The organism is Hydrogenophaga intermedia, assembly GCF_023715105.1.
In the GTDB taxonomy this organism is placed as follows: domain Bacteria; phylum Pseudomonadota; class Gammaproteobacteria; order Burkholderiales; family Burkholderiaceae_C; genus Hydrogenophaga; species Hydrogenophaga intermedia_A.
The window spans coordinates 21,683-45,884 of record NZ_JAMBNO010000025.1 but is presented as its reverse complement, the minus strand read 5'-3'; the positions used below and the strand labels follow the sequence as shown (position 1 = coordinate 45,884).

Annotated in this window: 24 protein-coding genes and 1 pseudogene; 22 read left to right on the top strand and 3 right to left on the bottom strand. The window is 65.1% G+C overall.

The features are described from left to right. Nucleotides 1–240 precede the first annotated feature (240 nt). The 3 genes from M3149_RS19245 to M3149_RS19235 all read left to right on the top strand — a co-directional run bounded on the left by M3149_RS19245 (nucleotide 241) and on the right by M3149_RS19235 (nucleotide 2,260). Entirely contained in the window at nucleotides 241–1,002 is a 762-nt protein-coding gene (locus M3149_RS19245) for a DUF2285 domain-containing protein (protein ID WP_009523269.1), read from the top strand. An 83-nt stretch (nucleotides 1,003–1,085) separates the two neighbouring features. Next, nucleotides 1,086–1,376 carry a helix-turn-helix transcriptional regulator gene (locus tag M3149_RS19240; RefSeq protein ID WP_103245942.1) on the top strand — a complete coding sequence of 97 codons (291 nt, stop codon included), beginning with the start codon at nucleotides 1,086–1,088 and terminating at the stop codon, nucleotides 1,374–1,376. A gap of 26 nt (nucleotides 1,377–1,402) precedes the next feature. Continuing rightward, a complete protein-coding gene (locus tag M3149_RS19235) occupies nucleotides 1,403–2,260 on the top strand; it encodes a replication initiator protein A (RefSeq protein WP_059400232.1) in 858 nt (285 codons plus the stop codon). Between the two features lie 159 nt (nucleotides 2,261–2,419). Here the strand turns inward: M3149_RS19235 and M3149_RS23070 are convergent, their stop codons facing one another. After that, nucleotides 2,420–2,551 carry a hypothetical protein gene (locus M3149_RS23070; protein ID WP_255581933.1) on the bottom strand — a complete coding sequence of 44 codons (132 nt, stop codon included), beginning with the start codon at nucleotides 2,549–2,551 and terminating at the stop codon, nucleotides 2,420–2,422. On the opposite strand from M3149_RS23070, the gene parA reads away from it, so the two are divergent. From parA to M3149_RS19210, 5 genes are all read left to right on the top strand, one after another. Beyond that, nucleotides 2,550–3,188, top strand: coding sequence for a ParA family partition ATPase (gene parA / locus M3149_RS19230; protein WP_059400215.1), 639 nt, complete (start codon nucleotides 2,550–2,552; stop codon nucleotides 3,186–3,188). The two genes, M3149_RS23070 and parA, sit on opposite strands and share 2 nt — an antisense overlap. Beyond that, a complete protein-coding gene (locus M3149_RS19225; RefSeq protein WP_009523273.1) occupies nucleotides 3,185–3,469 on the top strand; it encodes a hypothetical protein in 285 nt (94 codons plus the stop codon). The genes parA and M3149_RS19225 overlap by 4 nt, the downstream gene beginning before the upstream one ends. After that, on the top strand, nucleotides 3,466–4,011 hold the full coding sequence (locus M3149_RS19220) for a DUF2840 domain-containing protein (RefSeq protein ID WP_027477922.1): 546 nt from the start codon (nucleotides 3,466–3,468) through the stop codon (nucleotides 4,009–4,011). The genes M3149_RS19225 and M3149_RS19220 overlap by 4 nt, the downstream gene beginning before the upstream one ends. After that, complete coding sequence (locus tag M3149_RS19215; RefSeq protein WP_027477923.1) at nucleotides 4,008–4,595, top strand: S26 family signal peptidase; 588 nt, start codon at nucleotides 4,008–4,010, stop codon at nucleotides 4,593–4,595. The genes M3149_RS19220 and M3149_RS19215 overlap by 4 nt, the downstream gene beginning before the upstream one ends. 436 nt (nucleotides 4,596–5,031) lie before the next feature. Next, on the top strand, nucleotides 5,032–7,026 hold the full coding sequence (locus M3149_RS19210; protein WP_251711081.1) for a relaxase/mobilization nuclease domain-containing protein: 1,995 nt from the start codon (nucleotides 5,032–5,034) through the stop codon (nucleotides 7,024–7,026). On the opposite strand, the gene cadR is transcribed toward M3149_RS19210, so the two are convergent. Beyond that, nucleotides 7,027–7,482 (bottom strand): Cd(II)/Pb(II)-responsive transcriptional regulator, encoded by a 456-nt coding sequence (cadR, locus tag M3149_RS19205; protein WP_024537628.1) that lies wholly within the window; start codon nucleotides 7,480–7,482, stop codon nucleotides 7,027–7,029. It abuts the gene before it with no gap. Between the two features lie 103 nt (nucleotides 7,483–7,585). On the opposite strand from cadR, the gene M3149_RS19200 reads away from it, so the two are divergent. From M3149_RS19200 to M3149_RS19190, 3 genes are read left to right on the top strand one after another with little or no spacing between them, the layout of a single operon-like run. After that, nucleotides 7,586–10,024 (top strand): heavy metal translocating P-type ATPase, encoded by a 2,439-nt coding sequence (locus tag M3149_RS19200; protein WP_027477924.1) that lies wholly within the window; start codon nucleotides 7,586–7,588, stop codon nucleotides 10,022–10,024. A 22-nt stretch (nucleotides 10,025–10,046) separates the two neighbouring features. Continuing rightward, entirely contained in the window at nucleotides 10,047–10,349 is a 303-nt protein-coding gene (locus tag M3149_RS19195; protein ID WP_082136747.1) for a double zinc ribbon domain-containing protein, read from the top strand. Nucleotides 10,350–10,352: 3 nt separating this feature from the next. Further along, the gene (locus M3149_RS19190) at nucleotides 10,353–11,045 is read left to right on the top strand and encodes a ZIP family metal transporter (RefSeq protein WP_009523279.1); all 693 of its coding nucleotides are present in this window, start codon (nucleotides 10,353–10,355) and stop codon (nucleotides 11,043–11,045) included. A 35-nt stretch (nucleotides 11,046–11,080) separates the two neighbouring features. Here M3149_RS19190 and M3149_RS19185 read toward each other — a convergent pair. After that, nucleotides 11,081–11,773, bottom strand: a pseudogene (locus M3149_RS19185) (ATP-binding protein); the annotation flags it as partial. Between the two features lie 175 nt (nucleotides 11,774–11,948). Between M3149_RS19185 and M3149_RS19180 the strand changes: the two are divergent. The 11 genes from M3149_RS19180 (at nucleotide 11,949) to M3149_RS19130 (ending at nucleotide 24,199) form a co-directional block, all read left to right on the top strand. Beyond that, a complete protein-coding gene (locus tag M3149_RS19180) occupies nucleotides 11,949–12,302 on the top strand; it encodes a hypothetical protein (protein ID WP_083840419.1) in 354 nt (117 codons plus the stop codon). A gap of 167 nt (nucleotides 12,303–12,469) precedes the next feature. Continuing rightward, nucleotides 12,470–13,795, top strand: a complete 1,326-nt coding sequence (locus tag M3149_RS19175; protein ID WP_024537625.1) for a TolC family protein — start codon at nucleotides 12,470–12,472, stop codon at nucleotides 13,793–13,795. 2 nt (nucleotides 13,796–13,797) lie between these two features. Beyond that, a complete protein-coding gene (locus M3149_RS19170; protein WP_103519492.1) occupies nucleotides 13,798–15,390 on the top strand; it encodes an efflux RND transporter periplasmic adaptor subunit in 1,593 nt (530 codons plus the stop codon). 16 nt (nucleotides 15,391–15,406) lie between these two features. Further along, nucleotides 15,407–18,595, top strand: coding sequence for a CusA/CzcA family heavy metal efflux RND transporter (locus tag M3149_RS19165; RefSeq protein ID WP_108500080.1), 3,189 nt, complete (start codon nucleotides 15,407–15,409; stop codon nucleotides 18,593–18,595). 69 nt (nucleotides 18,596–18,664) lie between these two features. Next, nucleotides 18,665–19,558, top strand: a complete 894-nt coding sequence (locus tag M3149_RS19160; protein ID WP_066787376.1) for a LysR substrate-binding domain-containing protein — start codon at nucleotides 18,665–18,667, stop codon at nucleotides 19,556–19,558. Nucleotides 19,559–19,593: 35 nt separating this feature from the next. Next, nucleotides 19,594–19,866 carry an EexN family lipoprotein gene (locus M3149_RS19155; RefSeq protein ID WP_009523287.1) on the top strand — a complete coding sequence of 91 codons (273 nt, stop codon included), beginning with the start codon at nucleotides 19,594–19,596 and terminating at the stop codon, nucleotides 19,864–19,866. 218 nt (nucleotides 19,867–20,084) lie between these two features. After that, nucleotides 20,085–22,082 carry a conjugal transfer protein TraG gene (locus M3149_RS19150; RefSeq protein ID WP_024537622.1) on the top strand — a complete coding sequence of 666 codons (1,998 nt, stop codon included), beginning with the start codon at nucleotides 20,085–20,087 and terminating at the stop codon, nucleotides 22,080–22,082. Next, nucleotides 22,079–22,525 carry a ribbon-helix-helix protein, CopG family gene (locus M3149_RS19145; RefSeq protein ID WP_009523289.1) on the top strand — a complete coding sequence of 149 codons (447 nt, stop codon included), beginning with the start codon at nucleotides 22,079–22,081 and terminating at the stop codon, nucleotides 22,523–22,525. The genes M3149_RS19150 and M3149_RS19145 overlap by 4 nt, the downstream gene beginning before the upstream one ends. Next, nucleotides 22,522–23,556, top strand: a complete 1,035-nt coding sequence (gene trbB / locus M3149_RS19140) for a P-type conjugative transfer ATPase TrbB (protein WP_024537621.1) — start codon at nucleotides 22,522–22,524, stop codon at nucleotides 23,554–23,556. The genes M3149_RS19145 and trbB overlap by 4 nt, the downstream gene beginning before the upstream one ends. Next, the gene (locus M3149_RS19135; protein WP_009523291.1) at nucleotides 23,553–23,930 is read left to right on the top strand and encodes a TrbC/VirB2 family protein; all 378 of its coding nucleotides are present in this window, start codon (nucleotides 23,553–23,555) and stop codon (nucleotides 23,928–23,930) included. The genes trbB and M3149_RS19135 overlap by 4 nt, the downstream gene beginning before the upstream one ends. After that, nucleotides 23,927–24,199 carry a VirB3 family type IV secretion system protein gene (locus tag M3149_RS19130; RefSeq protein ID WP_009523292.1) on the top strand — a complete coding sequence of 91 codons (273 nt, stop codon included), beginning with the start codon at nucleotides 23,927–23,929 and terminating at the stop codon, nucleotides 24,197–24,199. The genes M3149_RS19135 and M3149_RS19130 overlap by 4 nt, the downstream gene beginning before the upstream one ends. The last annotated feature ends 3 nt before the right edge of the window (nucleotides 24,200–24,202 follow it).

Below are 24,202 nucleotides of genomic sequence, written 5' to 3'. Positions count from 1 at the left end.
GTCCAGGAACTCGCGCTTGCGCGTTCGCTTGGTCTTGCGCTCGAATCCGCTCTCGCCCAGGCTCAATTGCTTCATGGCGGCAATGTCTCACATCACACAAGTGGGGTCGAGGTTGTGCAGACCTTCCCTATCGGTCTTGACACCAGAAGTTACAGCTTAACCGGATTTCCACCTTGATTTGAGGCTCCCGCATGTTCGCCGCCGTGGCGACGTTCCTGCTGTTCGACAGGAGCTTTCGTCATGGTCAGCCCTCACCATTTCGCGCACTGGTATCCCACGGCCGCTTACCTCTACGTCCTGGGGCTGGACACGCTCGCACTGGCCTGGGAGTACCTGCGCCGCCATCCTGATTACCGGCTCGACTGGCTGCGCCGTGCGCGTCGCTCTGATGCTGGGCATCGCTGGGGCTTGCGCCTGCTGGAAGACCCGGCGCTGGATGCGCGTGACGCGCACCCGGCCTGGCTGCCCGGCCACACTGGTGTGGTGCAGCTCTACCCTGATGCTGATCCGCCGCCCGACGCCGCCGCATTCGACTTCTGGAACATCCCCGGCCACAAACACCTGCTCCACGACGGCAAGCGACTGGCGCTGATCGCGCGCAGCCCCGGCCAGTGCCTGCGCTTCGCGCTGGCGCCCGGCCTGGAGGACGGCATGGCTGTCGCCTATGCCCATCACGGCGGTGCTGCCGCACCTGCACGCGGCCATGCGCCCGGTGCGGCGCTGGCCGATGCGCGGCCCCGGCCATCGCATTCGGCCTTGCTGGAACTGCACACCTTGCAGGCGCTCGACGCGGCCCTGACGGGCGCGTCCTTGCGCGACGTGGCCGAAGGTTTGTTCGGCGTGGATGCCGCGGCTGGTTGGTACAGCGACGGCGGCCTGCGCTCCAAGGTGCGCCGCCTGACGCGGCGCGGCGATGCGCTGATGCGCGGCGGCTATCGCCGCCTAGCACAGCTTGCTCCGCTTGAGAAGGGTCGTTTTGAAGGCCACGCAAAACGACCCTGAGCAGGAGAGCTTCGTTTTCTGAGACTGCCTCCATCCGGTTGCGCTGTGTGGCCGGAGCTTTGAAAGCTATGGAGGTTCTCACCATGCGTCCCGCTCCCTTGCGGCCTGCCGCCGCTCCCGCAACCACCTCGACCGCTACCGCGCAACCGCAGCGTTATCTCACCAACGACGAAGCTGCCGACTACCTGCGGCTGTCGCCGCGCACACTGGAAAAGCAGCGCGTGCTGGGTGGCGGCCCCAAGTTCCGCAAGTTCGGCCGCCGCGTCATGTACGCCGTGGCCGACCTCGATGCCTGGGCCGCCGAGCGCAGCTACGAAACTACGTCCGATCCCGAATACGCCGAGCAGCACTCGGCGGACAGCCGTGCGCGCTGATCGTTGGCGAGCGGGTGGCCTTCGCCATGTCCAGCCCTGCGCTGCCGTCCCGGCAGCGGCCCGTGCCAGAGCGCGAACAGCTCGACCTGTTCCGCGCCCTGCCGGGCGACATGGCACCGCGCGACAGCCAGGACTTGATGGCCTTTCCGTTCTTCTCGCTGGCGAAGTCGCGGCGCGTAGCGCCTATCGACTTCCAAGCCAGTGGGGTGACGATCCGCGTGGAGGGTACACAGGAGCACGGCATCGCCACGATCTGGGATGCGGACATCCTGATCTGGGCTGCGAGCCAGATTGTGGAAGCGCGCGACGCGGGCCTGCGCCCGTCGCGGCTGATGCAGGCCACACCCTACGAGATCCTGCGCTTCATCGGGCGCGGTACGTCGCTGCGCGATTACCAGCGTCTCAAGGCCGCGCTGGATCGGCTGCAGTCGACCACGGTGGCCACATCCATTCGGGAGACCACAGGAAGGCGGCTGCACCGCTTCTCGTGGATCAACGAGTGGAAGGAACTGGCCGATGCCAAGGGCACGCCCTTGGGGCTGGAGCTGATCCTGCCAGACTGGTTCTATGCCGGCGTGATGGATGCCGCCCTGGTGCTGACCATCGACCCAGCGTATTTCCGGCTCACGGGCGGCATCGAGCGGTGGCTGTACCGGCTGGTGCGAAAGCACGGTGGGCGACAGCCGGGGGGCTGGCAATTCGACTTCCAGCACCTGTACCGCAAATCGGGCAGCGTGGCGCGGTACTACGACTTCGCCGCCGACCTGCGGGCGCTGGTGGCTCGGCAAGCCTTGCCCGGCTATCGCCTGGGCATCGAATACCTCAGCACTGCTGCCGCGCCGCTGCTGACGTTTCGGCCCGTGCCGCCCACGGCACGGGGATAACTGCGGCAAAGCCTGTGGACGGGCTCGTGCTATCAGGCAACAGAAGTATCGTGCTATCAGGCAACGAATCCTCGTGCTATCAGGCAACAAAATCGGCCGCAAACCCAATGCTGGCGCGGGTTTCGGCCTCTCTTAACTTATCTAACTTAATTCCTAACATTAGTAGTAGCAGTGCGGCGTTTCGGTGGACAACCACCAAACGGCACGCGCGGGCCAGTGATTTTTGCCACCGGCAAGCCGGTTTTGCAGGCCGATCAAAGGCAGGTTTTCCAGCAAGGAGGGCTGCGCCATGATCGTCGCGCTGCTCAATCAGAAAGGCGGCGTGGGCAAGACCACGCTCGCCACCCACATCGCCGGCGAGCTGGCGATGCGCGGCCAGCATGTCGTGCTGCTGGACGCCGACCCCCAAAGCTCCGCGCTGGACTGGACGCAGCGCCGCAGCCAGCAAGGTTTGCCAAGGCTGTTCAGCGCCGTGGGCCTCGCACGCGAAACCCTGCACCAGGAGGCACCAGAACTCGCCAGGCGGGCCGATCACGTCGTCATCGACGGCCCGCCGCGCATCGCCGCCTTGGCACGCTCCGCGCTGCTGGCGGCCGAGCGCGTGCTGATCCCGGTGCAGCCCAGCCCCTACGACCTGTGGGCCAGCGCTGAGATGGTGGCGCTGATCCGCGAGGCGCAAGTCTTTCGGCCTACGCTGCGCGCGGCCTTCGTCATCAACCGGCGCGTCAGTACCACCGTCATCGGACGCGAAGCACGCGGCGCGCTGGCTGAGCAGCCGCTTCCTGCGCTGCGCGCGGAAGTACATCAACGCATCGTGTTCGCCGACAGCGTGGCCGCTGGCCGGCTGGCACGCGAGACGGCACCGGACAGCGCCGCCGCGCGCGAAATCACTGCGCTGGTGGACGAACTGCTGCGGTGGCCGACATGACTGCGAAGCCGCCACCGAACAGCAAACGCACGGTAAAGCGCGTCGGCATCGGCGCGCGTCCGCCCGCGAATCCGCACGCCGAGGCGTGGATTCGCCAGGGCGACGCCGATGCGCTGGGCAAGGGCGACCTCTATACGGCCCGCCTCACGCTCGACATCACGCCCGCCATGCGGGCGCGCATCAAGGTGTCGGCCTTCACGCAGGGCGTGACCGTGGCCGACCTGCTGCGCGGCCTGCTGGAGCGGGAGTTTCCAGAACACCGCAGGGAGAACACGCCATGACTGCATCCGCTTCGTCTGCCCCCGCGCCTGTTGCCTTCGCGGCCACGGCTGCGCTCGCAGCACCTTCCGGCCAGCCTGCCAGCGCGCCGCTGACGCGCGTGGCGCTGGCCTACATCGAACCGCGCTTCAAGCTCTACCTGCGCTTCGGCGAACCTGCGCGCACGCACCAGCTCGACCGCTGGCGGCGCTGCGCCGTGTTCCTGCCGGGCGCCATGTTCTGCCGCATTCGCTGGCAGGCCAACGACTACGGCACGATCCGCTGGCAGCTCATGGTGATGCAGGCTTGCACGCCGCTCGATGCGGCGCAGCGCATCCCCGGCGTTCAGCCGAGTGCACGCCTGCTGCTGCACGTCGAGGGCGACAACCAGGTGCGCGCCGTGCTGGAACGCATCGCCGCTATCGAGGCGCTGGGCATCGCGCCCGCTACCGCCTCGCCCGCGTACTGGCGCACGCTGGGCAACCGGCTCGCTGCGCGCTTGCCGTTGCCCGAATACAGCGCCGAGCGGCACGCCGCCTGGCTGGTCGGGAGGGCGCTGCCATGACCGCTGTTTCCACCGCCGGCACAACGCCGCGTTCTCGCTCGCGCCTGCGCGCTCGCCTCGTGCTGGCGGGCCTGTCCGCCTGCGGCCTCGCTGCGCTGGCCTGGGCGTCTTTCGTGCATCCACTGCCGCGCCTGACCTACAACCCGTCCGACAGCGTGGCGGTCGGTTGGTATCGCGTCGATCCACTTGACCATCGCACCAGCTCGCTGCCACGTCCGTTGTCCGTGGGCAGCATCGTGCTGGTGCCGCTGCCCGCAGAGGCCGCCGCGCTCGCTGCGCAGCGCGGCTACCTACCGACGCGCATCCCGTTGCTCAAGCGCGTGGGCGCGGTCGCGCCGCAGGAGGTGTGCATCGCTGACGGCAAAGTCCGCATCGACGGCGTGCCTTCGGCCGCCGTGCTGTCTGCCGATCGCTGGGGCCGGCCGCTGCCATCCTGGCCGCAGTGCCGCCGCCTTCGGCCTGGCGAGCTGTTTTTGCTCAGTGCGACTAACCCGGCGTCATTCGACAGCCGGTATTTCGGGCCGGTCAGCGCCGCCGCCGTGATCGGCGTTGCACGTCCGGTCTGGCTGGAGTCACGCCCATGATCGCCGCCGATTCGCTGCGCATCATCGTGCCATCGGGCGTGTCGTTCTGCTGTTCGTCCCCGTGTCGTCGCGCGTGCAGTGCGGGTGCATTCGCACCGCACTTCGCGCTGCCTCCGGTGCGGCAGTCCAACGTGCAGGCGTCTTGCCTCGAACGCGCCCGGCCTGCGGCCGTGTCTGCGTTCGCCGGCGCGCAGGCTGCTCGCGCAGCAGCGCCGCCGGGCCGCCGCTGCCCTGAGCGCCAGCGAGGGGCAAAGGCGGAAGGCAAGACAAAAGGACGCGGCACGGGGCCGCGTCGAAAGCCTGTCTGCACGTGGGGGTGGCGCGGCACGGAGCGGCTTCGCCGCCGTGCCGCGTGGGGCGCGAGGCCCGCGCCGATGCAGGCGTGCCCGCGTGCTTCGCACGCCCGGACACGCCAGAGCTTGCAGGGAGCGCAGCCATGACCGACCGCCGCGATGACGATTTCCGCATCCGACCCAGTGCCCCGAAGAACCGGGGCCAGGGCTTCGTCTCCAGGGTGCTCAAGCAGGCAGGCAAGGCCAGCAGTGGCAAGTCGTCGATGCGCCGTCCCGCAGCCGGCGGCAGCAGCGCACGCGCTGGCCAGCGGCCCGGCTCTCGACTAGGGCGCGGGCATACGGCGGCACGCTTCGCAGGCGCGAAGCTCACGCCTATGTCGCGGCGCGTGACCATCAAGACGTTGCTGGTCAACCAGCAACGGGCCAGCCCGCAATCACTCGCCAAGCACCTGCGCTACATCGAGCGCGACGGCGTGGGCCGCGATGGCGAGCCGGGCCAAGCCTACGGGCCGCTGACCGATGCCGCCGACCTCGACGCCTTCAAGGAACGCTGCGCCGACGATCGGCACCATTTCCGCTTCATCCTCTCGCCGGAGGACGGCGCGGAGCTGGAAGACCTGCGCACCTACACGCGGCACCTGATGGGCCGCATGGAAGCCGACCTGGGCACGGGCCTCGATTGGGTAGCCGTCAACCACTGGAACACCGACAACCCGCATACGCACATCGTCGTGCGCGGGCGCGACGACACCGGCAAAGACCTCATCATCGCGGGCGACTACATCGCCGACGGGTTCCGCCATCGTGCCGCCGAACTGGCGACCGAACGGCTGGGGCCGCGCACCGAACTGGAGATCCAGCAGACCTTGCGACGCGAGGTGGATCAGGAGCGGTGGACGAGCCTGGATCGCACCTTGAAGCGCGAGGCCGGCGATGATGGCCTGGTGCATGTCGAACGGCTCAATGAACCCCGACTGCAACGCCAGCGCTTGCTGCTGATCGGCCGCCTGCAACGCTTGCAGCTCCTGGGCCTGGCTGACGAGATGCAGCCGGGCACCTGGGCTGTCCATGCCGATGCCGAAAAGACCCTGCGCGCCCTGGGCGAGCGTGGCGACATCATCCGCACCATGCAGCGGGCCATGCGCGGCGAGCCGCGCGAGCTGGCGGTGTTCGAGCCGGGCCAAGATGCTGATGGAGGTGGCCGAACCATTCTCGGCCGCGTGGCAGCGAAGGGGCTGGCCGACGAGCTGCGCGACCGGGGCTATCTGGTCATCGACGGCGTGGACGGCAAGGCCCACTACGTCGCGCTCAACGCACACGATGAACTGGCGAACTATCCGGCCGGCGCCGTAGTGGAGGTGAAGGGATCGGCCGACGTGCGCGCAGCCGACAAGAACATCACCGCACTGGCGAGCGGCGGCCTATACCGCACCGACCATCACCTGGCCGTCGCGCAGGGTCAGGCCGTGCCGGGCCGTGATCCGCAGGAAGTCGTCGCGGCCCACATCCGCCGACTCGAAGCCCTGCGCCGCGCCGGCATCGTGGAGCGCGTGGCCGAAGGGCTATGGAAGGTGCCGGACGATCTGCCCGAGCGTGGCCATCAGTACGACGCGCAGCGCCTGGGCGGCGTGGCCGTGGAACTGAAATCGCAGCTGCCCATCGAGCGGCAGGCCCGCGTCATCGGGGCTACCTGGCTCGACCAGCAACTGATCGGCGGCGGCTCGGGCCTGGGCGACCTCGGCTTTGGCGGCGAGGCCAAGCAGGCGATGCAGCAGCGCGCCGACTTCCTGGCCGAACAGGGACTGGCCGAGCGGCGCGGGCAGCGCGTGATCCTCGCCCGAAACCTGCTGGGCACGCTGCGCAGCCGCGAGCTGGCGCAGGCCGCCAAGGACATCGCCGCCGAAACCGGCCTGGAGCACCGCCCGGTGGCCGACGGCCAGCGCGTGGCCGGCATCTACCGCCGCAGCCTCATGCTCGCCAGCGGTCGGTATGCGATGCTGGACGACGGCATGGGCTTCAGCCTGGTACCGTGGAGGCCAGTGATCGAGCAGCGGTTGGGGCAGCCGCTTGCGGCGACAGTGCGTGGCGGAACGACCTCATGGGAAATCGGGCGTCGGCTTGGGGTTTCTTTGGGCTAGTCACTTGAGGCTATGTGCCCCATGAACATGGCCCCTGCGCGTCGCCGGTTCGTGCAGATGGCGCGATGCTGAGGACAGCTCGGTCAAGATGCCGCACTGGCTGGCCTGCTGGGATTCACGGCAGCGTTCCCGCAAGGTCTTGAGCTGTCGTTCCAACGCTTTCAATTCCTTGATGCGGGTAGCCACATGGTCGATGTGCTCGTCGAGCAGGTCGTTCACCTGGGCGCAGTTCTCGTGCGGTGCATCCTTGAAGCGCAACAGAACCCGGATTTCATCCAGCGTCATGTCCAACCCCCGGCAGTGCCGGATGAAGGACAGCCGGTCAACGTGTTCTTCTGCGTACATGCGGTAGTTGCCATCCGTACGGGCCGTTTCGGGTAGCAAGCCTTCACGCTCGTAGTACCGGATCGTCTCTACCTGGGTATGTGCGGCCTTAGCCAGTTCGCCGATTTTCATGAGTTCATCTTCAGCGGTCGCGGGTTTTTCTCCAAGGCTCATTGTAGGCGCTTGACTCTGTAGTGGGTACAGGGTTTCCAATCTGACTGAAAAGGAGAATTTCATGAACTCTGCCCACCAACGCCAACACGCCGACGCTGCCTGCTGCGGGAGTGGCTGTGCAACAGTGCCTGTGGCGCCCGAGCCAACAGCGTCTGATGCAACGACTATTGGGCCGCAACGCTTTCGCATAGAAAACATGGACTGTGCCTCAGAGGAGTCGGAAATCCGCCGGGCGCTGGAAGGCATGGCGGGGATTCGCAGCCTGCGATTCAACCTGGGGGATCGAGAGCTTGCCATTGCCGCCGATGACCACGCGCTGCCCGAGGCCCTAGAAGCGATCCGCAAAGCGGGTTTCAAGCCAGAACCCCTCGGCGCGAAGAATGTCCAGCGCTTCCGCATTGCGAATATGGACTGTGCCTCGGAGGAGTCGGAAATCCGCCGGGCGTTGGACGGCATGGCGGGAATTCGTAGCCTGCAATTCAATCTGGGCGAACGCGAGTTGGCCATTGCCGCCGATGATCCTGTCTTGCAGCAGGCGCTAGACGCAATCCGCAAGGCAGGCTTCAAGCCGGAACCTCTTGGCGACACAGGCTCGTCGGCTGCTGCGGTTGCCTCGCCAACGGGCTTCTGGACGACATGGGGCAAGTCGCTGGGCGCCCTGGGGTTGGCTGTGGCGGCCGAGGGCTTGGCATTCGCCTTTCCAGACAGCGTACCTGTCAAGGCGCTGGGAATGGCGCTGGCCGCGGCGGCCATCGCGCTGTCGGGTTTCTCGGTTTACGGCAAGGGGCTGGCTGCACTGCGGCAGGGCCGCTTGAACATCAATGCCCTGATGACCGTGGCCGTGACCGGCGCTTTCCTGATCGGCCAGTGGCCCGAAGCGGCGATGGTGATGGCCCTATATGCGATTGCGGAAGCCATCGAGGCCCGCGCCGTGGATCGGGCGCGCGGCGCCATCAAGAGCCTGCTGGCGCTCGCGCCGGAGCAAGCTGAAGTGCGTCAAGACGATGGCAATTGGGTGCGCATGGGAGTCAAGGAAGTCACTGTGGGCATGACCGTGCGTATTCGCCCTGGCGAGCGCGTTCCGCTGGATGGCATCGTGAGCCTAGGTCAGAGCGCTATTGACCAGTCCCCCGTGACCGGCGAAAGCTTGCCGGTGGACAAGAGCCCCGGCGATGAAGTCTTCGCCGGCACCATCAATCAGGCTGCGGCGTTGGAAATCCGTGTCACGGCCCCCGCGTCCGACAGCACGCTGGCGCGCATCATCCACGCCGTTGAGCAGGCCCAGTCTTCCCGTGCGCCCACGCAGCGTTTCGTGGATCGCTTTGCCGCCGTCTACACGCCTGCGGTGTTCGTCCTGGCCGTTGCCGTTGCGTTGTTGGCGCCCTGGCTCATGGGGCTGACCTGGATGCAGGCCGCCTACAAGGCCCTGGTGCTGCTGGTCATCGCCTGCCCTTGCGCCTTGGTGATTTCCACGCCCGTCACCGTCGTCAGCGGTTTGGCCGCTGGGGCGCGGCGAGGCATCCTGATCAAAGGTGGTGTGTACCTGGAAGAGGCGCGCAAGATCAAGGCCGTGGCGCTGGACAAGACCGGCACCATCACCGAAGGCAAGCCCAAGCTGGTGGCCTTCGAGCCCGTGGACACAGGACTCGGCCAACAAGCCCTGGAGGGGCTGGCCAAGAGCCTCGCAGCGCGGTCGGATCATCCAGTGTCCAAGGCCATCGCAGATGGCGTGTCGTCCGCCACGCAAGAAGTGGATGAGTTTCAGGCTGTTGCCGGGCGCGGCGTGCAGGGGGTGATCGACGGCCATACCTATGTGCTGGCTAACCACCGCTGGATTGAAGAGCGCGGGCAGTGTTCGGCTGACCTCGAAGCCCGCCTTGCAGTGCATGAGCAAGCTGGCCGCACCGTCACGTTGTTGGCCAGCAGCGAACGGGTCATGGCCATCTGTGCAGTAGCCGACACCATCAAATCCTCATCCGCGCAGGCCGTGGCCGACCTGAAGGCATTGGGCGTGACGCCGGTGATGTTGACGGGCGATAACCTGGCGACGGCGCAAACCGTCGGCACCCAGGCGGGCATCGCCGAGGTGCGTGGCAACCTGCTGCCCGAGGACAAGTTGCAGGCCATCGGCGAGCTTCAGCAGCGCATGGGCGTCACGGCGATGACCGGCGACGGCATCAACGACGCCCCCGCGCTGGCGAAGGCTGACATCGGCTTCGCTATGGGCGGCGCGGGCACCCACACCGCGATGGAGGCCGCCGACGTGGTGGTCATGAACGACGACCTACGCCGCCTGCCCGAAACGATCCGGCTGTCCAGGCGCACCCACGCCGTGCTATGGCAGAACATCGCGCTCGCGCTGGGCATCAAGCTAGTGTTCCTGCTGCTGGCGATCTTCGACGATGCCTCCATGTGGATGGCCGTGTTCGCCGACATGGGGGCGAGCTTGCTGGTGGTCTTCAACGGGCTGAGGCTGCTCAGGCAGCAGGCGGGTCAGTAAAACCGAATATGGAGTGTTGAAAATGGGAATCCTGGATCGAATTTTTGGTGGGCATGGCGGCGGCCACGGCGGGGGGCATGGCGGCTCCCACGGGCATGGCAGTAGCCATGGCCACGGTGGCCCCAGCAGTCACGACTGGGGGCGCAATCCGGCGCCTTCGGCCAGCGGCATCACTTGCCCGCAATGCAAAGCGATCAATCCGAACGGCGCTCGCTTTTGCGGCCAGTGCGGGACATCGCTGGTGCCAGCGTCGTGCACGAAGTGCAGTAGCGTCATTCCGATCGGCGCGAAATTCTGTGCTCAGTGCGGCAACGCGGTAACTTAAGTCATGGTGATCTCGGCCTGGATCTACACCTTGATCCCGGCAGCGGCCGCCATCATCGGAGCTGCGGTCGCGGTGAACGTGCGGCCGGGGCCAACACTGGTCAGCGCGATTCAGCATTTCGCCGCTGGCGTCGTGTTCGCGGCGGCGGCCGGCGAAATCTTGCCCGACATCATGCACCGGGCCTCGCCTTGGGCGACGATGATCGGCGGCGGAATCGGCGTCGCCACCATGCTGCTGGTGAAGCATCTGGAAGCGTTGGCGAAGGGGCCGGCCGGTCTCCTGACCGTGATCGGCATCGACATCCTGATTGATGGCTTGGTGCTTGGTATCGGGTTTGCGGCTGGCCCAAAGGTCGGCTTGCTTCTGACCATCGCCCTGACCATCGAGGTTCTGTTCCTGGGATTGACAGTGGCCACGGAACTCGGCGAGAGCGTTCGCTCCCGTGCCAGGGTCGTCTGGATCACGGCCGCGCTCGTGCTCTTGCTGCCGATCGGGGCCTTGCTTGGAGCGCCGGTGGCGCTGTTGCCCAACCCTCTTCTGACTGGCTTCTTCGCGTTTGGTCTGATTGCGTTGCTCTACCTCGTGACCGAAGAACTGCTGATCGAAGCACACGAAACGCCAGATCGCCCCTGGGTGACGGCGATGTTCTTTGTCGGCTTTCTGGCGCTTCTCCTGCTGGAAGAAGTAATTGGCTAGTGGAGCCAGTCTGTTGGTGGTGCCCGATCCGTTGACTATTGCGCGCGCGGGGTGGGCACCATGAGCCCGATAGACGTGATGCCGTTGCTCGAATCGACCATCGTCCGCCCTCCGTGCATGCGGGCGATGGCAGCCACGATGGCCAAGCCCAGTCCATGATTGCGGGCGGCATCCGACCGCGCCGCATCTGCCCGGTAGAAGCGGTTGAACAGATTGGGCAAATGCTCGGCTGAAATCGTCTGCCCCTCGTTCACCACCCGCAGGGCGATCTCGCCGTCCAGCCGGTCGATTTGCACGACAACGGTGCTGTGCGGATGCGCGTGTCGGGTTGCGTTGCCGATCAGGTTGGATAGCGCGCGCTGCAACAGGCGCACATCGGCCAAGCCGGTGGCATCGCCGTCGATACGAACCTTCAGCCCGGCCTCTTCAATGGCCGCCTCGTGCAATTCCACCACCGCGCGCGCAACGCCGGCCAGACTGGCGACATGCTCGCGGCGGGCCTCAGCCCCACGGTCGGCTTGCGACAGAAAGAGCATGTCCTGCACGATCATCGACATGCGCTGGAGATCTTCGAGGTGCGAGCCCAACACATCTCGCAACGTGTCGGCATCGCGTGCTTTGCGCAAAGCAACTTCAGTGCCCCCCATCAACGTCGCCAACGGCGTGAACAGTTCATGCGCAACATCAGCATTGAAGGCTTCCAGTTGCCCGTACCCTGCGCTGTGGCGCCCCCTCGTGTCGCCTCAGTCGTCAAAGCGGCCACAACTCGCCGAATATCGAAGCGGCTCTGATTTGATGCAGGATGAACCTGAGAGGAGGCACGCTACGCGCACGGGGCTCTGAGAAAACCCAAGCAGCGAGGAGTGGCAAAGTAAAGCATGTAGCTGCTACACTGTTACCCCTATGCGCAAATGGCTGGCCATCGTCTTGCTGGTGTTCTTGCCGCTTCAATTCAGTTGGGCGGCAGTGGCCAGTTATTGCCAGCATGAAACCGGAGCTGCGGCCAAGCACTTCGGCCACCATGCGCATCAGCACAAGGCGGCCGACGGCCAGGATGCCAGCCCTGATCCGGCCAAGACCCTGGGTGGCGATCCTGATTGCGCGTCCTGTCATGCCGGGTGCTTCTCGGTCTTGTCAGGGGATGTCAAGCTGGCGTCGCCGGTCAGCCCGTCCCTGGATACGGGGTATCCCCCGGAGCACCTTGCTGCGCCTCCACCTGAACGTTTAGAGCGCCCTCAGTGGCGTGTCCTCGCCTGATCGGCGGGGAGCGCGTTCCTTTCCCTTCGTCCTCACCCCTGCCGTCGCGCATGGCGCGCTACGGTATCCAGCCGGCTTCGCGCGGCTGATGTGATGACGTTGCTGGCGATCATCTGGATCGCCCCCCCGCCGATTCCCTTGTGTATTTCAAATCACTGGAGAATCGGATGCTGAAGGATATTCACAATTACAACGCGAGGGCGGTTGCGGCAGGCTTGCTCCTTGCGCTCATGACGGGGACGGCTTTCGCTCAGTTATTGCCGACGGCACCAGCTCTTGGGCAGAGCGCCAACGGCGTAGAGCAGATTGAAGCAGCAACGCCCCTGACTCTGCAAAAGGCCGTCGCGCTGGCTTTGGAGGCGAATCTTGACCTAACTGTCGCCCAACGGGAAATCGAGGCGGTGGAGGGCCAGGTAATTCAGGGACGAGTACGTCCTAATCCCGAGCTGGCGTACTCGCTCGAAGACCAACGCACGCCAACCCGCACGCAAAGCGTCCAGATCAATCTGCCCATCGAGCTGGGGGGCAAGCGCGCTGCCCGCATTGCCGCGGCAGAGCGAGGGCGTGACGTCGCAGTTGAAGAACTGAACACGCGGCGCGTTGAAATTCGCGCCGCTGTGGTTGCCGCCTTCTTTGAGGCGCTGGCCGCCCAGGATCGCACGGCCTTGGCCCAGGACAGCGTTGACCTGGCCAGGCAAGCGACGGATGCCGTTGCCAAGCGCGTGACGGCGGGCAAGGTGTCCCCGGTCGAAGAAACCAAGGCTCGGGTGGCCGAGGCCGGCGTGCGGGTTGAACTGGCACAGGCGCAGAGCGAACAACGCAGTGCCCGCGCGCGGCTGGCCAGTTTGCTCGGGGCCAACCCGCCGCGTTTCACCCAGGTAGCGGGCAGCGTGGACGATCTTCCCAACGTCCCTTCGCTGGATGACATCCAGCAGCGCTTGTCGGCCTCATCGGCATTGCGCCGGGCGCAGTTGGAGATCGAACGCCGTCGGTCGCTGGCCGACGTGGAGCGCAGCAAGCAGACGCCCGATGTCACGGTCAGCCTGGGCGTGAAGCGTCCGAACGAGTTAGCGCGCAATCAGTTAATGCTCGGCATTTCCGTGCCGCTGCCTTTGTTCGACCGCAATCAGGGCAATCTGTTGGAAGCGTTGAAGCGTGAAGACAAGGCGAGGGATGAACTCCAGGCGTTGAATCTGCGCCTCAACACAGAGCTGTTGCAAGCCCGCGAGCGGCTGGCGTCGGTTCGCGGCGAGATCGACATATTGCAGCGAGAGGTGCTGCCAGGGGCCAAGAGCGCCTATGACGCGGCCACCGTGGGCTTTGGTTACGGCAAGTTCAACTACCTGGAAGTGCTGGACGCGCAACGCACCTACTTTGCCGCCAAGTCCCAGTACCTCAAGGCGCTCGCCGATGCGCACCGCGCGGCGGCGGACATGGATCGCGTGATCGGCGCATCCGAATCCACGACCACCCTGCCTGCAAACAAGGAATGAACATGAAACCCGAAACGAACAAACTGAACGTCGGCAAGAAGCAGTGGTTTGCCATCGCCGTGATCGCCGCAGTGGGCATAGGACTGGGCAGCGCCATTCTCGGCGGCAAGACGGATAAGAGCGCCGAGGGCGAGGGTCACGGCAGCCACGTTGAAGCCAAGGCCCACAGTGATGGTGAGCATCACGACAAGGCAAGTGGTGACCAGCACGACCACGACAAGGGCCATGCGGACGGTGAGCACCACGAAGGGCCGAGCAAGGGGGTGCATGGCGGCAAACTGTTCAATGAAGGGGATTTCGGATTGGAGGCGTTGCTCGCGGAGGAAGGCGGTGAGCCTCGTTTGCGAATCTGGCTCTATGACAAGGGCAAACCACTTGCCAGCAACACTGCAAAGGTCAGCGCCACCGTCACGCGCTTGACCGGCGAGAAGCAGGCGCTCAACTTCGCGCCTGACAAGGACAGCCTGCTGAGCCGCGAGGTCGTGCCGGAGCCGCACGCGTTCGAGATCAGCATCGTTGCCCAGACAGCCAACGAACCCTTCATGTTCGTCCTCAACCAAGAGGAGGGGAAAGTCGAACTCAGTGATGCACAAATCAAAGCGGCATCCATTAGCATCGACACGGCTGGCGCGGCACGAATCAAGTCAGCCTTGCAATTGCCCGGGGAAATTCGCTTGAACGAAGACCGGACTTCGCACGTTGTCCCACGCATTGCAGGAGTGGTCGAGAGCGTTCAGGCCAGTCTGGGTCAAGCAGTCAAGAAGGGACAGGTTCTCGCAGTCATTGCCAGCCCGGCTGCGTCTGAGCAGCGCAGCGAGTTGCAGACAGCACAAAAGCGTCTGGCCTTGGCCAAGACCACGTTCGAGCGTGAAAAGCGGCTCTGGGAGCAGAAAATTTCCGCCGAGCAGGACTACCTACAAGCAGGGCAGGCGTTAAACGAGGCGCAAGTCGCTGTGGCCAATGCTCAGCAGAAGCTGTCGGCCTTGGGGTTGAGCGCGGGATCTTCGGGAGGGCTGAATCGCTTTGAGTTGCGCGCCCCGTTCGATGGCCTGGTGATTGAAAAGCATCTCAGCCTGGGTGAGGCCGTCAAGGAAGACGCCGCCGTGTTCACCGTGTCCGATCTGGGACAGGTCTGGGCTGAAATCAACATACCTGCCAAGGACTTGCCACTGGTCAGGGTCGGCGAAAAGGTCACCATCAAGGCAACGGCATTCGATGCCAGCGCGCAAGGCACCATCACCTTTGTTGGCGCGCTGATTGGCGAACAAACCCGCATGGCCAAGGCCCGCGTGGTCTTGTCCAACCCCCAAGGCGCTTGGCGTCCCGGACTGTTTGTCAACGTGGAAGTGACCTCATCTGAGGCCGACGTGCCCGTGACGGTGGCCGGTGATGCCATTCAGACCGTGGGCGACAAGCCCGTCGTGTTTTTGAAAGTGAATGGTGGCTTCATTGCCCAGCCCGTGCAGTTGGGCCGTAGTGATGGCAAGCGCGTCGAGGTGGTTCAAGGGCTGAAGGCGGGGGCTCCGTATGCGTCGGCTGGCAGTTTTGTCGTGAAGTCAGAGCTTGGCAAAGCCTCTGCCGAACACACCCATTGATGCCGGAGCAACGCACATGTTTGAAAAACTCATTCGCGCAGCCATCGAGCACCGATGGTTGGTGTTGCTGGCAGTCATCGGTATGGCTGCCGTCGGCGTGTTCAACTACCAAAAGCTCCCCATCGATGCCGTACCGGACATCACCAACGTCCAGGTACAGATCAATACCCAAGCGCCAGGATATTCACCGCTGGAGACCGAGCAACGGGTGACCTACCCGATTGAAACCGTGATGGCGGGCCTGCCCAACCTGGAGCAGACCCGTTCCCTGTCGCGCTATGGACTGTCGCAAGTGACCGTGATCTTCAAGGACGGCACCGACATCTACTTCGCGCGCCAGTTGGTCAATGAACGCATCCAGGAGGCGCGGGAAAAACTGCCTTCCGGCATCACGCCTGCGCTGGGGCCAATCTCCACCGGCCTGGGCGAGATTTACCTGTGGACGGTCGAGGCCAAGGACGGCGCCAAGAAACCTGATGGCATGCCCTACACGGCCACCGACCTGCGCGAGATTCAGGACTGGATCATCAAGCCGCAGTTGCGCAACGTGCCCGGCGTGACGGAGATCAACTCGATTGGCGGCTATGCCAAGGAATACCAAATCTCGCCGATACCCGAGCGACTGGCCTCGCTGGGCGTCACCCTGCAAGACATCGTGACGGCGCTGGATCGAAACAACGGCAACGTGGGTGCGGGTTACATCGAAAAGCGCGGCGAACAGTACCTGGTCCGGGCACCTGGGCAAGTCAAGACGCTGGAGGACATTGGCAATGTCATCCTCAGCAGCGCGGGCGGCGTGCCAATCCGGGTGCGCGACGTGGCGGACGTGGGGCTGGGGCGCGAACTGCGCACCGGCGCAGCCACAGACAACGGCCGCGAAGTGGTGCTGGGCACGGTCTTCATGCTGATTGGCCAAAACAGCCGAACGGTTTCGCAAGCCGTCGACAAGAAGATGGTGGAGATCAACCGCAGCCTGCCTGAGGGGGTCCATGCGGTGACCGTCTACGACCGTACTGTTTTGGTGGACAAAGCCATCAGCACGGTCAAGAAGAACCTGCTGGAAGGCGCGATTCTGGTGATCGTGATCCTGTTCCTGTTCCTGGGCAACATCCGAGCGGCCATCATCACGGCGACGGTGATTCCCTTGTCGATGCTGTTCACCTTCACGGGCATGGTGCACTACAAGGTGAGCGCCAATCTGATGAGTCTGGGGGCGCTGGACTTCGGCATCATCATCGACGGGGCGGTGGTGATCGTCGAGAACTGCGTGCGCCGACTGGCCCATGCGCAGGCGCACCAGGGCAGGCCCTTGACGCGGGCGGAGCGCTTTCACGAGGTGTTCCTGGCATCCAAGGAATCACGCCGTGCGCTGCTGTTCGGGCAGCTCATCATCATGGTGGTGTACCTGCCCATCTTCGCCCTGACCGGCGTCGAGGGGAAGATGTTCCACCCGATGGCGTTCACGGTGGTAGCCGCGCTCGTGGGGGCCATGATCCTGTCGGTGACTTTCATCCCGGCAGCGGTCGCCCTGTTCATCGGCCATCGGGTCAGCGAGACGGAAAACTTCCTGGTCGTGCAGGCCAAGCGCTGGTATGGCCCGCTGCTGGATCGCGTGATGGCGGCCAAAGCAGTGATGCTGGCGGCAGCCGCCGTGGCAGTGGTGCTGTGCGGCCTGATCGCCACCCGAATGGGCAGCGAGTTCGTGCCCAGCCTGAACGAAGGCGATTTCGCCATCCAGGCGCTGCGCATTCCGGGCACCAGCCTTTCGCAATCGGTTGCGATGCAGCAGCAACTGGAAGCCACGCTGAAGGCCAAGTTCCCCGAGATCGACCGCGTTTTCGCGCGCACCGGCACGGCGGAAATCGCGTCCGACCCCATGCCGCCGAACATTTCCGACGGCTACATCATGCTCAAGCCGGTGTCCGAGTGGCCGGAGCCGCGCAAGTCGCGCGACGAATTGCTGGCGGCCATTCAGGAGGTCGTGGGCAAGGTGCCGGGCAACAACTACGAGTTCTCGCAGCCTATCCAATTGCGCTTCAACGAACTCATTTCAGGGGTCCGTAGCGATGTGGCGGTGAAGATTTTTGGCGACGACATGGATGTCCTGAATAAGACGGGTGAAGAGATCTCGTCCATGTTGCAGAAGATTCCCGGCGCGTCCGAGGTCAAGGTGGAGCAAACCACCGGTTTGCCCATGCTGACCGTGAATATCGACCGCCAAAAAGCCTCGCGCTATGGGCTGAACGTGGCCGACATCCAAGATGCCGTGGCCACCGCCATCGGCGGGCGTGAGGCTGGCACACTGTTCGAGGGCGACCGCCGCTTCGACATCCTGGTTCGCCTGCCAGAGTCCTTGCGCAACGACGTGGAAAGCATGAAGCGCCTGCCGATTCCGCTGCCGCGCGGAACGGGTGGCACCGGCAGTGCCGAAGGACGGACGAACTTCATCCAATTGGCCGAGGTGGCGAGCTTCGAGCTGGCACCCGGCCCCAACCAGGTCAGCCGCGAAAACGGCAAGCGCCGCATCGTGGTGAGCGCCAACGTGCGTGGCCGTGACGTGGGCTCGTTCGTGGCCGACGCCGAGGCGGCGCTGGCACAGGTCAAGATTCCCACGGGCTACTGGACGAGTTGGGGCGGCACTTTCGAGAATCTGCAATCAGCCACGCAGCGTTTGCAGATCGTCGTGCCGGTGTCGCTGCTGCTGGTCTTCCTGCTGTTGTTCGCCATGTTCGGCAACGTCAAGGACGGCTTGCTGGTCTTTACTGGCATTCCGTTCGCGCTGACCGGCGGCATCTTGGCGCTGTGGCTGCGCGACATTCCTCTGTCGATTTCCGCTGCCGTGGGCTTCATCGCGCTGTCAGGTGTGGCCGTGCTCAATGGCCTAGTGATGATTTCCTACATCCGCAGCTTGCGCGAGGACGGAACGCCGCTGGATGAAGCCATCCGCGAGGGCGCGCTGACACGCTTGCGGCCGGTGCTGATGACGGCCCTAGTGGCGTCGCTGGGTTTCATCCCGATGGCGATTGCCACGGGAACAGGCGCGGAAGTGCAACGCCCGCTGGCTACCGTAGTGATCGGAGGCATCTTGTCTTCCACCGTGCTGACGCTGCTGGTGCTACCGATTCTGTATCGGCTGGCCCATCGCCCGGACGAGCAAGAAGAGGATGTCACGGCAGAGCCCGCACATGAGGGCGTAACCGCTTGAAAGGAACAACGATGAACGCCGTTACGGCACCACGACAGACTCCTTCGAGCTTTACAGGGACATCGACTCATGGAATTTCGTCACCTTCGGTACTTTCTGGCCGTTGCCGAGGAGCTGCACTTCGCCCGCGCTGCGGAGCGGCTGCATATCGAACAGTCACCACTGTCGCGCGCCATCAGGGAATTGGAAGAAGAGTTGGGCGCACAACTGTTCGTGCGTACCAGCCGCAGCACGCGCCTGACGCTTGCGGGCAAGCTGCTGATGGAGAACGCGCCTCGCGTGCTGTTGGCGCTGGACCAGGCGCGTGAGAGCGTGAAGGCAGCGGCCAATGGCTTTCACGGCCGGTTGCGCGTGGCGCTGTCCGACGGCATCACCCCCTCGCGCTTGCCGGCGCTGCTGGCGCGCTGCCGCGAGGAAGACCCGGAGATCGAGATCCGCCTGTTCGAGGTGCCGCTGGCCCAGCAGCTCAGCGGCCTGCGTGACGATCTATACGACGTGGGCTTCTCGATGGCCGACGAGGTGGGCGACGGCATCATCATCGAACCCGCCTGGGAGGATGAGCTGATGGTCGCCATGCCCGCGCGCCATGAACTACTGGCCCACAAGAAGGTACCGCTGGATGAAGTGCTGCAACATCCCCTGGTGCTGGGCGACCCGGCAGTTTGCGAAGGCCATGCCAAGCAGATCGACCGCATCCTGCGCAAGCAGGACCGGGAGCCCTTGATCGAACAGTACGTCGCCACGTTCGACGTGATGATGACTTTCGTGTCGGCCGGCTTGGCGCTAGGGCTCGCAGGCGCCGCGCACATCGCTTCCAGCCGCGAGCCGGGCGTGGTGGGCCGACCGCTCGCGGGAAAGTCGCCCATGCTCACTACCTATCTGCTGCGCCGCGACGCCGAGCCGTCGCAGGCGCTAGCCCGCTTTATCGAGCGGGTCGAAGCCCTGGGACCGGGAGACGCTTAGCCATTGGCCCCGTTTCACTTCGGAGGATTCAAGCCATGAACCTATCCAAGATCATCGCTATGTCGTCGCTAGCAGTTCTGCTGGTCGCCTGCGGCAAGTCTGAGCCGTCCAAGCCCGCTGCCGTGCCCAGCGTGGAGGAACTGGCTGCTGACCCCGTGCGTTTGCGAGAACTGCGCCAGCAGTGCAAGACGGATCGTCCGACGATGGGCGACGTGCTGTGCAACCGAGTGGCCGAGGCGACGAACCGACGTTTCCTGGGCGACGGCAAGGTGCCTTATACGCCACCGAAGGAACCGCCGAAGTTCTGATGGTCGGCTTGCCGCAACGCACCTGCGCGTGCCTGCGCCTTTTTGCGCGCTGCGCAGCAGCGCGCTCATTGTGGCGGTCTTTCGCCCCAGTTCTTCCCTGCCGGAAACCATGTTTTTTGCGGCATCAACCTGCCGATAACGGTCTTTGACCGGCACGCCCAGCGGCACTGATCCTCACGAGGGCGGCACATGCCTGTGCTGCGATCGGAGGCTGGATGATGCAGGGAACGAACGTGCTGTTCGGTCAGATTGCCGTGGTGTTCGGCATCGTGATCGCTGGGGTGTGGAGCGCCACGCAATGGACAGCGGCGGCCCTGGGCTACCAACTACGCCTGGGCTCGCCGTGGTTCGATTTCCTGGACACACCGGTCTATCACCCGTGGCGGTTGTTCGAGTGGTGGTTCTTCTTCGATGCCTACGCGCCGCGCGTGTTCGATACCGGCGGCGCCATCGCGGGCGGCAGTGGCCTACTGGCGGTTGTGGTCGCCATCGGCATGTCGATCTGGCGCTCGCGCCAGTCGCGCCTGGTCACGACCTATGGCTCGGCCCGCTGGGCCAATGTGGAGGACATTCACAAGGCGGGCCTTGACCACCCTGCGGGCGTGTTCCTCGGCCTGCATCGCCAACAGTACCTGCGGCATGAAGGCCCGGAACACGTCCTGACCTTCGCGCCTACGCGCTCGGGCAAGGGCGTGGGCCTCGTGGTGCCGACGCTGCTTTCCTGGCCTGCATCCGCCGTCATCCACGACATCAAAGGCGAGAACTGGCAGATCACCGCCGGTTGGCGCTCGCGCTTCTCGCATTGCCTGCTGTTCAACCCCACCGATGCGAAGTCAGCGGCCTACAACCCGCTGCTGGAGGTACGACACGGCGCGCATGAGGTGCGCGACGTGCAGAACATCGCGGACATTCTGGTTGATCCCGAAGGTGCGCTGGAGAAGCGCAATCACTGGGAAAAGACTTCGCACGCGCTGCTGGTCGGGGCCATCCTGCATGTGCTCTACGCGGGCGAAGACAAGACGCTGCGCGGCGTCGCCAACTTCCTCTCCGACCCGGCCAGCCCCTTCGAGTTGACGCTGCACCGGATGATGACCACGCCGCACCTCGGCGATGGGCCTCATCCGGTGGTGGCCTCGGCTGCGCGCGAAGTGCTCAACAAATCGGACAACGAGCGTTCCGGCGTGTTGAGCACCGCCATGTCGTTCCTCGGCCTGTACCGCGATCCCACGGTGGCCCAAGTCACGTCGCGGTGCGATTGGCGCATCGCCGACCTGATCGCGGCCGAGCATCCGGTATCGCTGTATCTGGTGGTGCCGCCTTCGGACATATCGCGGACGAAGCCGCTCATTCGCCTGATCCTCAACCAGATCGGGCGGCGCCTCACCGAGTCGCTCGATGGCTCCGATGGCATCGAGCGCCGCCACAAGCTGCTGCTGATGCTCGATGAGTTCCCTGCGCTGGGGCGCCTGGACTTCTTCGAGACGGCGCTGGCCTTCATGGCGGGCTATGGCATCCGCAGCTTCCTCATCGCGCAGTCGCTCAACCAGATCGACAAGGCGTATGGGCAAAACCACTCCATCCTCGACAACTGCCATGTGCGCGTGACGTTCGCCACGAACGACGAGCGCACCGCCAAACGGATCTCCGAGACGCTGGGCACCGCCACCGAGCTGCGCGCGCAGCGCAACTACGCGGGCCACCGGCTCGCGCCGTGGCTGGGCCACCTCATGGTGTCGCGCCAGGAAACCGCGCGTCCGCTGCTGACGCCGGGCGAAGTCATGCAGCTTCCGCCTGATGAGGCCGTGGTAATGGTGTCCAGCGTGGCGCCCATCAAGGCGAAGAAGCTGCGCTACTACGCGGACGCCAATTTCAAGCGCCGCGTGCTGCCGCCGCCCACGCTGGCGGACGGGCAGTACGCCGACGCGCCGCCGGCCCGCGCCGATGACTGGAGCGGGCTGGCAATTCCTGCGGTGCCGGCACCTCTCGTCGCGGAGACCGTTGGCGACCTTGGCAGCGCCGATGACGGCGGCCCGCGTCGCCAGCCCGAACTCTCCGAAATCGCCGCCTACGACCCCGAGCTGGCCGCGCCTGCGGCCGACCTTGGGTTGCTCGATGACGACGACCTGCCGCTTCCCCTTCCTCGCCAGCTCGACCCTGCCCTGCAACGCACGGCCCGGCTGGCATCCCTCGACCCTGATGACGGAATCGACCTATGACCCAACACCGCCTCAACGTGTTCATCCAGCCGGAGCACGCCAAGCGGCTCGATGAGCTGGCCGCCAAGAAGGGCGTGTCCAAGTCGTCCATCGTCGCGGCGGCGCTCGCATCGTGGCTGTCGCCCGATGCCGCCGACCAGCGCGAGGCGGCCATTGCCAAGCGGCTTGATCGCCTGTCGCGGCAGGCCGAACGCATGGAGCGCGACCAGAACATCCAGATCGAGACGCTGGCACTGTTCATCCGCTACTTCCTCACGGTGAGCACGCCCGTGCCCGAAGCGCATCAGGACGCAGCGCGCGCCCAGGGCAAGGCGCGCTTCGAGCAGTTCGTCGAACAACTCGGGCGGCATTTGCTGCGCGGTCGCAGTCTGGTGCGAGACGTGGTGGAAGAACTGCATCCAGACCCGGCACGCATGGACGACGCGCAGGAGCGCGCGTCATGAGCGCCGTTCCTTCCTTCACCGCCGTTTCACTGGATCGCCGCATCCAGATGCTGCGCACGGCGATGGGGCCACTGATCGCCGCCGCGCTGGAAGACCCCGACGTAGTGGAAGTCATGCTGAACCCGGATCGCACCTTGTGGATCGACCGGCTTTCGTCGGGCCGCGCGCCGATGGGTGTGGAGCTGTCCGAGGCCGACGGCGAACGAATCATCCGGCTGGTCGCGGCCCACGTCGGCGCCGAGGTGCATCGCGGCCAGCCGCTCCTGACGGCGGAGCTGCCCGAGACGGGCGAGCGCTTCGAGGGCATCCTGCCGCCCGCTGCGCCGGGGCCGGCCTTCGCTTTGCGCAAGCGCGCCTTTGGCGTGATCCCGCTGTCGCGCTACATCGAGGACGAAATGATGACCGCCGCGCAGGCGGGCTTGCTGGTGCGCGCCGTGCGCGAGCGCCAGAACATCCTGATTGCCGGTGGCACCAGCACGGGCAAGACCACGCTCGCCAATGCCTTGCTCGCCGAGATCGCCGCCACTGGCGACCGCGTGCTGGTGCTTGAAGACACGGTGGAGCTGCAATGCGCGGCCTGCGACCACGTACCGCTGCGCACGCGCGCAGGCGTGGTGTCGATGACCGAGCTGGTGCGCTCGTCCATGCGCCTGCGCCCGGATCGCGTCGTCGTCGGCGAGGTACGCGGCGCCGAAGCGCTGGATCTCATCAAGGTGTGGGGTACAGGCCATCCGGGCGGCATTGCCACGATCCATGCCGGCTCCGCGCTGGGCGCGCTGCTGCGTTTGGAGCAACTGATCCTCGAAGTGGCGGTGAACCCGCCCCGTGCGCTGATCGCGGAAGCGGTCAATGTGGTCATCCACATCGCTGGGCGCGGGCGCAAGCGCCGCATCGAGAGCATCGTCCGCGTCATCGGCTTCGATGGCGTGGGCTACCACCTGGCGGATGCGCTGGAGGCTCCATTCCCGGAGCTGCTGTCGCAGTCCGACCTTTCCTCCCCGTCCCCTGACCACTCTGGAGAACTTCCATGACGCACGCTGATGCTTTCCGTATTTCCGCAAATCCGCTTCCTCGGCCCGCACGGCTGGATGGCCTGGCTCGCCCGGCCATGCAGGGCTTGATGCTCGCTGCCTTCATGCTGCTGCTCGCAGGTACTGCGCAGGCCGCCGGTTCCTCGATGCCCTGGGAAGGGCCGCTGCAATCCATCCTCGAATCCATCCAGGGGCCGGTGGCGCGCATCGTCGCGGTCATCATCATCATCGCTACGGGCTTGGCGCTGGCCTTCGGTGATACCTCGGGCGGGTTCCGCAAGCTGATCCAGATCGTGTTTGGCCTGTCCATCGCGTTCGCCGCTTCGAGCTTCTTCCTGTCGTTCTTCAGCTTCTCCGGTGGGGCCGTCGTATGAACGGCCCACACGATGGAATACCCGGCTTCGAGGTGCCGCTGCATCGGTCGTTGACCGAGCCGATCCTGATGGGCGGTGCGCCGCGCACCGTGGCCATCACTAACGGCACCTTGGCCGCTGCTGTCGGGCTGGGCTTACAGATGTGGATTCCAGGCGTGGTGCTCTGGATCGTCGGCCATTCGCTGGCGGTCTGGGGTGCGCGTGTCGATCCGCAGTTCATGGCCGTGTTCGCGCGCCATATCAAGCACCGGCCGCTGCTGGACGTGTGAGGG